The sequence below is a fragment of the Streptomyces sp. NPDC054842 genome, from assembly GCF_053611025.1.
Map to the genome: position 1 here is coordinate 227146 of NZ_JBSGZN010000005.1, position 10794 is coordinate 237939.

Below are 10794 nucleotides of genomic sequence, written 5' to 3' on the forward strand. Positions count from 1 at the left end.
CGCTCACATGGCGTGCGCCGCGAACCGCGCCGCCGTCTCCGCGAGCACCTCGCGGCCGTCCCGCGCCCACAGCCCCTCGTTGAACAGCTCGACCTCGATGGGGCCGCGGTAGCCCGCCGCCTCCACGTACCCGCGCCACTCGCGCAGGTCGACGGCGCCGTCACCGAGCTGCCCGCGCCCGTTGAGGACGCCCTCGGGCAGCGGGGTGACCCAGTCGGCGAGCTGGAAGGTGTGGATGCGGCCGCCCGCGCCGGCCCGGGCGACCTGGGCGGGCGCGGTGTCGTCCCACCACAGGTGGTAGGTGTCCACCGTGACGCCCACCTGGTCCGCCGGGAAGCGCTCCGCGAGGGACAGGGCCTGGGCGAGGGTGGAGACGACGCAGCGGTCGGCGGCGAACATGGGGTGCAGCGGCTCGATCGCCAGCCGCACACCCCGCTCGGCGGCGTACGGGCCCAGCTCCGCGAGGGCGTCGGCGATCCGCTCGCGGGCGCCGCGCAGGTCCCTGGAGCCCGCGGGCAGGCCGCCGGAGACGAGCACGAGCGTGTCCGTGCCGAGGGCCGCCGCCTCGTCGATCGCCGTCCTGTTGTCGTCCAGGGACCGGGCCCGCTCGTCCGCTCCGGTCGCCGTGAGGAAGCCGCCGCGGCACAGCGTGGTCACGGTGAGTCCCGCGTCGCGCACCAGCTTCGCCGCCGCCTCGACCCCGTACGCCTGGACGGGCTCGCGCCACAGACCGACGCCGGGCACGCCGAGCTGTGCGCACGCGTCCACGAGGTCGGGCAGCGACAGCTGCCTGACCGTCATCTGGTTGATCGAGAAACGGGAGAGATCAGCGGTGCTCACTGGGCGACTCCGTGCAGGGCGAGCAGGTGTTCCATACGGGACCGGGCCAGCTCCGGGTCGGGGAACAGGCCGAGTCCGTCGGCGAGTTCGTAGGCGCGCGCCAGGTGCGGCAGGGAGCGCGCCGACTGGAGGCCGCCCACCATGGTGAAGTGCGACTGGTGGCCCGCGAGCCAGGCGAGGAGGACGACCCCGGTCTTGTAGAAGCGGGTCGGCGCCTGGAACAGGTGCCGGGACAACTCGACCGTGGGGTCCAGGAGTTCGCGGAAACCCTTGGTGTCACCGGTGTCCAGGACGCGCACCGCCTCGGCGGCGAGCGGTGCGAGCGGGTCGAAGATGCCGAGCAGGGCGTGGCTGAAGCCCTGTTCGTCGCCCTCGATCAGCTCGGGGTAGTGGAAGTCGTCGCCGGTGTAGCAGCGCACGCCCCGCGGGAGCCTGCGGCGCAGCTCGACCTCCCGCCGGGCGTCCAGGAGGGAGACCTTGACGCCGTCGACCTTGTCGGGGTGCGCGGCGATGACGTCGAGGAAGGTCTCGGTCGCGGCGTCGAGGTCCGCGGAGCCCCAGTAGCCCTCCAGCGCCGGGTCGAACATCGGGCCGAGCCAGTGCAGGATCACGGGCTCGGCGGACTGGCGCAGGAGATGGCCGTAGACCGCGAGGTAGTCCTCGGGGCCCTCCGCCGCCGCGGCCAGCGCCCGGGACGCCATGAGGATCGCCTGTGCGCCCGTCCCCTCCACGAGCGCGAGCTGCTCCTCGTAGGCCGCCCGCACCTCGTCCAGCGAGCCGGCGGCGATCTGGTCGGTGCCCGCCCCGCAGGCGATGCGGCCGCCGACCGCCTTCGCCTCGGCGGCGGAGCGCCGGATCAGCTCGGCGGCCGTGGGCCAGTCCAGGCCCATCCCGCGCTGCGCGGTGTCCATCGCCTCGGCGACCCCGAGGCCCCGCGCCCACAGATGGCGGCGGAAGGCGAGGGTCGCGTCCCAGTCGACGGCGGCCGGGGAGTCGGGGCTCGTGTCGGCGTACGGGTCGGCCACGACGTGCGCGGCGGAGAAGACCGTACGGGAGGTGAGGGGGCCGCCGGACGAGAGGGCGAGCGGCTCGGAGCGCGGGGTGTAGGTGACCAACTCCCCGCCTGGGCGCGGCAGTCGGAGGGTCACAGCGAGATCTCCGGCACGTCGAGACGGCGGCCCTCGGCGGAGGAGCGCAGGCCCAGTTCGGCGAGCTGGACGCCGCGGGCGCCGGCCAGCAGGTCCCAGTGGTACGGCGCGTCCGCGTAGACGTGCCGCAGGAACAGCTCCCACTGCGCCTTGAAGCCGTTGTCGAACTCGTCGTTGTCCGGGACCTCCTGCCACTGGTCGCGGAAGGAGTACGTCGCCGGGATGTCCGGGTTCCAGACCGGCTTCGGCGTCGAGGCCCGGTGCTGGACACGGCAGTTGCGCAGGCCCGCGACGGCCGAACCCTCGGTGCCGTCGACCTGGAACTCGACGAGCTCGTCCCGGTTGACGCGCACCGCCCAGGAGGAGTTGATCTGCGCGACGACGCCGCCCTCCAGCTCGAAGACGCCGTACGCGGCGTCGTCGGCGGTGGCGTCGTACGGCTTGCCCTGCTCGTCCCAGCGCTGCGGGACGTGGGTGGCGGTGAGCGCCTGGACGGAGGTGACCCGGCCGAACAGCTCGTGCAGCACGTACTCCCAGTGCGGGAACATGTCGACGACGATGCCGCCGCCGTCCTCGGCGCGGTAGTTCCAGGACGGGCGCTGGGCGGACTGCCAGTCGCCCTCGAAGACCCAGTAGCCGAACTCGCCGCGCACCGACAGGACGCGGCCGAAGAAGCCGCCGTCGATGAGCCGCTTCAGCTTGAGCAGGCCCGGCAGGAACAGCTTGTCCTGCACGACGCCGTGCCTGATTCCCTTCTCGGCGGCCAGCCGGGCCAGTTCGAGGGCGCCGTCGAGGCCGGTGGCGGTCGGCTTCTCCGTGTAGACGTGCTTGCCGGCGGCGACGGCCTTGCGGATGGCCTCCTCGCGGGCGGAGGTGACCTGCGCGTCGAAGTAGATGTCGACGGACGGGTCGGCGAGCACGGCGTCCAGGTCCGTCGACCAGTGCTCCAGGCCGTGCCGTTCCGCGAGGGCCTTCAGGGCGTGCTCGCGGCGCCCGAGGAGCACCGGCTCGGGCCACAGCACGGTGCCGTCGCCGAGGTCGAGTCCGCCCTGCTCGCGCAGGGCGAGGATCGAGCGGACGAGGTGCTGGCGGTACCCCATGCGCCCCGTCACGCCGTTCATGGCGATCCGCACCGTCTTGCGTGTCACGTCATTCCCTCCGTACGCGTCCGGCGCCGCGTACGCCCACAGGTGAGCGTGGCAGCAAGCGCTTTCTATGGCAGAGACGCTAGCCGCTGCGGCGTCAATCGGACAAGACCGCGGGGGCCGCGAGATGTCCGGGGGCGCGGACAGGCGGTACGGTCACGCGGCGGGGGCAGGGCATACGCACGGCCGGCCGGGTCCCCGGGACCGACCGAGAGACGCGCGACCGGAGGAACGACGAATGACGGTGACCCTGGCGGACGTGGCGGCGCGCGCGCAGGTCTCGCCCGCGACCGTGTCGCGCGTGCTGAACGGGAACTATCCGGTGGCGGCCTCCACGCGCGAGCGGGTGCTGCGGGCCGTGGACGAGCTGGACTACGTGCTGAACGGGCCCGCGAGTTCGCTGGCCGCCGCCACGTCCGACCTGGTCGGCATCCTCGTGAACGACATCGCCGACCCCTTCTTCGGGATCATGGCGAGCGCCGTCCAGGCGGAGATCGGCGGGCCCCCCGGGCACTCCTCCGGGGTCCTCGGCGGGGGCCGCGCGGGCGGCGAGCGTCTCGCCGTCGTCTGCAACACGGGCGGCGACCCCGAGCGTGAGCTGACCTACCTGACGCTGCTCCAGCGCCAGCGGGCCGCCGCGGTGGTCCTGACCGGCGGCGCCGTCGAGGACGCGCGGCACGGGGCGGCGGTCGCGGCGAAGCTGCGCAGGCTGGCCGAGGCGGGGACCCGGATCGTCCTCTGCGGACGGCCGCCCGCGCCCGAGGACACCGGGGCGATCGCGCTCACCTTCGACAACCGCGGGGGCGGGCAGCGACTGACGGAGCATCTGATCGGGCTCGGGCACCGGCGCATGGGGTACATCGCGGGACCCGAGGAGCGGACGACGACCCGGCACCGACTGGAGGGGCACCAGGCCGCGCTCGCCGCGCACGGGATCGAGGACGACCCCCGGCGCATCGTGCACGGCCGGTACGACCGGCGGGCCGGATACGAGGCGACACTCGAACTCCTGCGCCGCGAACCGTCGTTGACCGCCGTCGTCGCCGCCAACGACACCGTCGCGCTGGGGGCGTGCGCGGCGCTGCGCGACTCCGGCCTGCGGATTCCGCGGGACGTGTCCGTCGCCGGGTTCGACGACCTGCCCTTCAGCATCGACGTGGTGCCGGCGCTCACCACCGTGCGGTTGCCTCTGTCCGAGGCGGGGGCGCGGGCGGGGCGGATCGCCATGGGCCGGGAGGACGCGCCGCCCGGGGGGATCGCCACGGTGCGCGGGGAGTTGATGGTCCGCGGCTCCACGGGCGCCCCGCGGAGCTGACACCGGCGGTACGCCGACCCCGGCCGGGTTCGTACCCCTCGCCGGGCGCCGCTCTCCCCGAGGGCCACGGGACGCCGTGTGCGTTGCCGGCATCAGCGGCCGGTGCCACAGCCGGGGTCGGCGATCCCGACGCCAACGGGGCACCGCCCGGGCGGGCCCACTCCCCCTCGCCGGCGTCAGCACCCGGTGCTCGCGCCCGCGTCGAGGCGGGCCGGCGAACCCGGCGCCATCGGAGCACCGTCCGGGTGGGCACCGTCCGGGCGGGCCCACTCCCCTCGCCGGCATCAGCACCCGGTACTTGGGTTGACGTACAGGTGGGACGGCGAGCCCGGCGCCTGTGGGGTGCCGCCTGCGCCCACCCGTGCCGCCCCTGGCGGCACGATTGCCCGCAGCTTGGCAGCAGCTCCGCCTGTCAGACGAGCGCCGCCCCCTCGCCGACGCCTGCCCGCACCGGAGCGGACGGACCGCCGCCCCGAGCGGGTGGGCGCTGTCTGCGGCGGGACGCCTGCCTGGACCGCGGGCGACGACGGCCCGCAGCCGCCATCCGGCGGTAGGGGCCGTGCCGGTACATCAGATGGCCGTCGGGCACGGGACCTACGCAACCGAGGAACGCTGGTGACGGACGCCGACACCACCTACCGACGGCCGGATGTACCGGCACGGCCCCGACCCACCCACCGGACCGAAAGCGCCCGACGCCCACCGCAGGACACCGCACAGGACAGCGCCCCGACGCCCACCCGAGGACACCGCGCCCTCACCGCGACAGCGCCCACCACACCCCCCGTGCGCGTCCGTGCTGCGGGTAGGGTTCCGCGCGTGCTCTGCTGTCCCGGGGGCACCGGACCCCCGGCCGGGCCGCGTGCCCGGGGCTCCGTAGCGAGGTGTGCAACGTGAAACTGGCCTTCTCCACCCTTGGCGTCCCCGGACTTCCCGTCCCCGACGTGGTACGGCTCGCCGCGACGCACGGCTACCACGGCGTCGAGCTGCGGGCGCACCCCGAGGAACCGGTCCACCCCGGCCTCGGCCTCGCCGAACGCGCCGACGTGGCCGCCGAGTTCCGGTCGGCGGGCGTCGAGATCCTCGGCATCGCCGGTTACGCCCGCGTGGCGGCACCCGGCGACGACACCCCCGTCCTGCGTGAGATCCGCGGCCTCCTGGAGCTGGCCAGGGACGTCGGCGCCCCCTTCGTCCGCGTCTTCCCGGGCGCCGGTGAGGACCAGAGCCCGGAGGAGGCCGACGCGACGGCGGCCCGGCGCCTCGGCACCGCGGCGCAGTACGCGGCGGACCTCGGCGTAAGCATCCTGCTGGAGACGCACGACTCCCATCGCACCGGCGCCGACGCCGTCCGCGTCCTGGGTCCGGTGGGGCACCGCCGGGTCGGCGCCCTCTGGGACGTCATGCACACCTGGCTGGGCGGCGAGCAGCCGTCCGCCACGTACGCCGCCCTGTCCCCGCACCTGGGCTACGTCCAGGTGAAGGACATCGCCTCGCCCGAGGACACGACCCCGCTGCTGCTGGGCACCGGGGTCCTGCCGCTCACGGAGTGCGTGGAGCTGCTCTCCCGCGAGGGCTGGGACGGCTGGCTCTGCTGGGAGTACGAGAAGCGGTGGTACGAGTCCGCCGAGCCGCTGGAACCGCTGCTGGCCCCGGGCCGCGACCACCTGGCCCGCCTGCTGAACGACTCGGCCTGACGAAAGGACGCGGCCCCGACCCCAGCACCCCGTCCCCACGCCCACAGCGGGCCCCCACCCGCCCGGCCGCACACCCACACACCCACACACCCGCACCCGCACCCGCACCCGCACCCGCACCCGCACCCGCACCCGCACCCAACGACCTACAGCACACCGACACCCGCTCCCGAACAAACACACCGACACCCGCCCCGGACAAACACACCGGCCCCCGGGTGCGGAACGCGCACCCGGGGGCCGGTGTCGAGGCGGACCGGGCGGACCGGGGACGGGAACGGCGACCGCCGTCGCCGCCCGTCCCCACCGCCCGGTGCGCCTCCGCTACTTGTTGGTCGTCCGCACCGAGTCCAGGTCGGGCAGCGGCGCCCCGCCCGTCCCTCGGGGCGCGACCGCGTCGGTCCCGCTCCCGGCACCCGGCGCCGACAGCGCCGACTTCTGCGCGGCCGCCTGCGGGATGAGCCCGTCGTAGTACGGCCGGTACGTCACGAGGGAGCTGCCCGCGCTGATCGCGGAGCCCGCCGCGGTCAGCTCGGACGCCGAGACCGAGCCCGTCCCGCCGAAGGCGACGACGGTGTTGACCGCGGCCGCCTGCTCGCGCAGGTACGTCGCGTCGGCGTCCGTCAGCGTCGTCTCGTCGGTCCACAGGACGGGCCCGAAGTCGAGCATGCCGGTGCTCGCGGAGACGCCTCCGCGCCAGCTGTCCGACCAGGCGAGGCCCACCGCGGAGGGCGAGGTCCACCAGAACCGGGCGAGCTCGGCGGAGGTCCCGTCGTGGCCGCTGCCGCTGATCGGGTAGTACGACCAGGTGTCGGGCCAGTTGGAGAGGTACGTGTGCGTGAGCGCGTACTTCGCCGAGGCGCCGACGGGGATGACCACGGTCTGGTCGGGGTCGAGCGAGTTCAGGTACGACTTCACCGACGACGACAGCGAGTTGCCGTCGTTGAGGACGACCGTGCCCTTGCCGCCGTACCCGAGGGCACCGGCCGCCGCGGAGGCCGCCATCGCGGAGTGGTAGTCCGTGCCGGTCGCGAGGAACACGTACTGCGGGGCGCCGGTGACGGCCTTGGCGACCGCCACGGACGTCGAGTAGCGCGAGGTTCCCGACAGCCGCTTCGGCGTGAAGCCGAGCGAGCCGACCTTGCTCGCGACGGTGCTGGAGAGGATGTCCGTGCCGCCGACCAGGTAGACCGTCGCGCCGGGCTTCAGCGTGCGCTTCAGCTCGGTCTGCACGGCGGTCGACAGCGAGGTCTCGGAGGTCATCAGCAGGGGACCCTGCTTCTGCCCGGCGAGGCTCTGGCCGGTCAGCGCGTAGGACGGGCTGTCCTTGCTGATCAGCACGGCCGACCTGGCGTCGAGGAGACCCGGTTCGCTCTGGCCGACCGTGTTCCAGGTCCAGCGGGACGCGGCCACGTTGGTGGCGGAGGAGTCCGCGCCCCAGACCCGGCCGACGCTCTGTCCGCGCAGCGGCTGCCACGCCGGGTCGAGGACGGACGAGGTGCCCGGGGGCAGGGCCATCGTGGTGACGTCACCGGTGGCGACGTCCACGAGACGGGGGATCGCGACGTCCTCGTCGTTGCCGTTCGTGACGACGATCCGCGTGCCGGTGGGCGCCCACGCGGGGGCGTACGCGGCGTCGTCGAAGGTGAGCTGGCGCTCCCCCGTGCCGTCGACGTTCACGACGAAGAGCCGGCTGCCGCCGCCCGACTCCCGGACGAAGGCGACCTGGGTGCCGTCGGGGGAGATCGCGGGGTCGTCGCCGCTGTCGGCCAGCTTGGTGAAGCCGCCGGTGGTGTCGTCGTAGAGCCAGATCGCCGAACCGGTCGGCGAGCCGCAGGTGTCGCCGGTGCGGACGAAGGCGATCAGACCGTTGGCGGCCGCGCTCGGCTTGCGGTCGCAGCCGTCCTCCGCGGTGGAGAACAGCGGCTGGGCGTAGCGGGAGCCGTCCGAGGGCGCGTAGCGCAGGCGCCCGCCGCCGGAGTAGACGATTGTGCTGCCGCTGTAGAGGAACGTGGGGTCGCCCACCGACGTCATGGAGCCCTGCTCCTGGATCCTGACCAGGGTGGAGCCGGTGTAGCGCCGGGTCTCGACCCGGTTGTTCCGCACGTACGCGACGCGGCTGCCGTCGGGCGACCAGGACGGCTGCTTGGCGTCGGCGACGAAGTCGGTGTACGTGCCGGTGCCGGGCTGGTTCGTCTGGAGGACGTTGCGCGCGCCGTTGAGGAACATCAGCGTGCCGTCCGCGGCCTGCCAGGTGACGGGGTCCGCCGCGGCGGCGCCCGGCGCGGTGGCCATACCGGCGGCCACGGCGACGGCGGTGCCCAGCGCCGCGAGCACGCGGCGTCTTCGGATCTTCATGTGCCCCCACAAAAGGTGATGAAAGAGAGCTGTCGTTCACCCCTTGGGCGCGGAACGGCAACCTCACGTTCCTCCACGACAGCTGCGTCACTGTAACGGCACGACTGATCAAAAAGGAACAGGTTTCAACCACCACTTGGGCCCCGGCCGCGCACGCCCGGACGGGCGCCCCGGGAGGCGCCCCGGACAGGCGCCCCGGACGGCGCGGCACCGGCCCTCGGCACCGGCGGCGATCACCCGGCCGCCCTTCCGCCGCCTCGGCCGGCGGCGTGCCGTCACCGGCGCGCCCCGCCCCGGCCGGGCCGGTGACGGCCCTTTCCCGGTTACTGTGCACACCCTTGACTGGAAGAAACTTCCCGGATATTCGTGATTCCTCGGAAGTTTCCTTCATGAGGGAAGGGGCGCACGTGCGCGACTCCGGCACGGGAAGCACCGCAAGACCGTCCAGACGTTCCGTTCTCACCGCAACGGCGGGCGTCACCGCCGCCCTCGCCGCCGGGAGCGGCGCGTACGCCGCCGCCGACGGCACCCCGCACGACGACCGGAAGCTGCGCGCGCTCATCTCGCGGATGACGCTGGAGGAGAAGGTCGGCCAGCTCTTCGTGATGCGGGTGTACGGCCACTCGGCCACCGCGCCCGACCAGGCGGACATCGACGCCAACCTCAAGGAGATCGGCGTCAGGACGGCCGCGGAGCTGGTCGCCAAGTACCGCGTCGGCGGCATCATCTACTTCGCCTGGGCGCACAACACCCGCAGCCCGCAGCAGATCGCGGACCTGTCGGACGGCATCCAGAAGGCGTCCCTGGGCCTGCCCCGCGGCCTGCCGGTCCTCATCTCGACGGACCAGGAGCACGGGATAGTGGCTCGGGTGGGCAAGCCCGCGACGCTCTTCCCCGGCGCGATGGCCCTGGGCGCCGGAGGCTCGCGGGAGGACGTCCGCACGGCCGGCCGCATCGCCGGCGCCGAACTGCGCGCGCTCGGCATCCGCCAGGACTACGCGCCGGTCGCCGACGTGAACGTGAACCCGGCCAACCCGGTCATCGGCGTACGGTCCTTCGGGGCCGACCCCGAGGCGGTCGCCGGGATGGTGGCGGCGCAGGTGAAGGGCTATCAGAGCGCCGGGGTCGCCGCGACGTCCAAGCACTTCCCGGGGCACGGCGACACGGCCGTCGACAGCCACACCGGCTTCCCGGTCATCGGGCACAGCCGGGAGCTGTGGTCCGAGCTGGACGCCGTGCCGTTCCGGGCGGCGATCCGGGCCGGCATCGACTCCATCATGACCGCGCACATCATGGTGCCGGCGCTCGACCCGGCCGGTGACCCGGCCACCCTCTCGCACCCGATCCTCACCGGCATCCTGCGCGGTGAACTCGGCTACGACGGCGTGGTGGTGACGGACTCGCTCGGCATGGAGGGCGTCCGCACGAAGTACGGCGACGACCGCGTGCCGGTGCTGGCGCTGAAGGCGGGCGTCGACCAGCTGCTCAACCCGCCGTCGCTGGACGTCGCGTGGAACGCGGTGCTCACGGCGGTCCGGGGCGGCGAGCTGACCGAGGCCCGGCTGGACGAGTCGATCCTGCGCATCCTGCGCCTCAAGGCGAAGCTCGGGCTCCTGAAGGACGCCTACGTCCCGGACAGCGCCGTCGAGCGCACGGTGGGCACCCCGGCGCACCTGAGGACGGCCGACCGGATCGCGGACCGCACGACGACCCTGCTGGTCAACAAGGACGGCCTGCTTCCGCTGTCCCGGCGGACGCACCGGAACGTGCTCGTGGTGGGCGCCGACCCGGCCTCGCCCTCCGGCTCCGACGGGCCCCCGACGACGGTGCTCGCCGCCGCGCTCACCGGGCTCGGCTTCTCGGCGACCGCCCTGTCCACCGGTACGGCGCCCTCGCAGGCGACCATCGACAAGGCGGTGGCGGCGGCCGGCGGCGCGGACGCCGTGGTGGTCGGCACGTACAACGTGACGGCGGCCGGCGCCCAGCGCACTCTGGTGGAACGGCTGATCGCGACGGGCGTCCCGGTGGTCGCCGTGGCCATCCGCAACCCGTACGACGTGGCCCGGCTGCCGGGAGTCGGCGCGTATCTGGCCGCGTACTCCTGGACGGACGTCGAACTGCGCGCGGCGGCACGGGTGATCGCGGGGGCGGTGTCCCCGACCGGGAAGCTGCCGGTGCCCGTGCAGCGGGCGGACGATCCGGCCCAGGTGCTCTACCCCGTCGGGTACGGGCTGTCCTACTAGCCCCCGCACCGTCGTCCGCGCCCGCCCGGTGGCGACCGGGCGGGGGCGGCG

At 74.0% G+C, this 10794-nt stretch carries 7 protein-coding genes; 3 read left to right on the top strand and 4 right to left on the bottom strand.

The annotated features are described in order from the left end of the window. Nucleotides 1-3: 3 nt before the first annotated feature. The 3 genes from ACWGIS_RS06435 to ACWGIS_RS06445 are packed head-to-tail and all read right to left on the bottom strand — an operon-like array spanning nt 4 to nt 3136. Nucleotides 4-840, bottom strand: a complete 837-nt coding sequence (locus tag ACWGIS_RS06435) for a sugar phosphate isomerase/epimerase family protein (protein WP_453361257.1) — start codon at nt 838-840, stop codon at nt 4-6. After that, a complete protein-coding gene (locus ACWGIS_RS06440) occupies nt 837-1988 on the bottom strand; it encodes a dihydrodipicolinate synthase family protein (RefSeq protein ID WP_453361258.1) in 1152 nt (383 codons plus the stop codon). The genes ACWGIS_RS06435 and ACWGIS_RS06440 overlap by 4 nt, the downstream gene beginning before the upstream one ends. Next, nucleotides 1985-3136 (bottom strand): Gfo/Idh/MocA family protein, encoded by a 1152-nt coding sequence (locus ACWGIS_RS06445; RefSeq protein ID WP_453361259.1) that lies wholly within the window; start codon nt 3134-3136, stop codon nt 1985-1987. Before ACWGIS_RS06445 ends, ACWGIS_RS06440 begins: the two co-directional genes overlap by 4 nt. A 235-nt stretch (nt 3137-3371) precedes the next feature. Between ACWGIS_RS06445 and ACWGIS_RS06450 the strand changes: the two genes are divergently transcribed. Further along, entirely contained in the window at nt 3372-4448 is a 1077-nt protein-coding gene (locus tag ACWGIS_RS06450) for a LacI family DNA-binding transcriptional regulator (RefSeq protein WP_453361260.1), read from the top strand. Nucleotides 4449-5341: 893 nt separating this feature from the next. After that, a complete protein-coding gene (locus ACWGIS_RS06455; RefSeq protein ID WP_453361261.1) occupies nt 5342-6142 on the top strand; it encodes a sugar phosphate isomerase/epimerase family protein in 801 nt (266 codons plus the stop codon). A 324-nt stretch (nt 6143-6466) separates the two neighbouring features. Here ACWGIS_RS06455 and ACWGIS_RS06460 read toward each other — a convergent pair whose 3' ends face one another. Then, on the bottom strand, nt 6467-8500 hold the full coding sequence (locus tag ACWGIS_RS06460; RefSeq protein WP_453361262.1) for a cell wall-binding repeat-containing protein: 2034 nt from the start codon (nt 8498-8500) through the stop codon (nt 6467-6469). Between the two features lie 389 nt (nt 8501-8889). Between ACWGIS_RS06460 and ACWGIS_RS06465 the strand changes: the two genes are divergently transcribed. Next, nucleotides 8890-10743 (top strand): glycoside hydrolase family 3 protein, encoded by a 1854-nt coding sequence (locus tag ACWGIS_RS06465; protein WP_453361263.1) that lies wholly within the window; start codon nt 8890-8892, stop codon nt 10741-10743. Nucleotides 10744-10794 lie beyond the last annotated feature (51 nt).

Coding starts and splice junctions, on each gene's coding strand:
- ACWGIS_RS06460 (WP_453361262.1), bottom strand. CDS start 8,500: ATGAAGATCCGAAGACGCCGCGTGCTCGCGGCGCTGGGCACCGCCGTC.
- ACWGIS_RS06450 (WP_453361260.1), top strand. CDS start 3,372: ATGACGGTGACCCTGGCGGACGTGGCGGCGCGCGCGCAGGTCTCGCCC.
- ACWGIS_RS06465 (WP_453361263.1), top strand. CDS start 8,890: ATGAGGGAAGGGGCGCACGTGCGCGACTCCGGCACGGGAAGCACCGCA.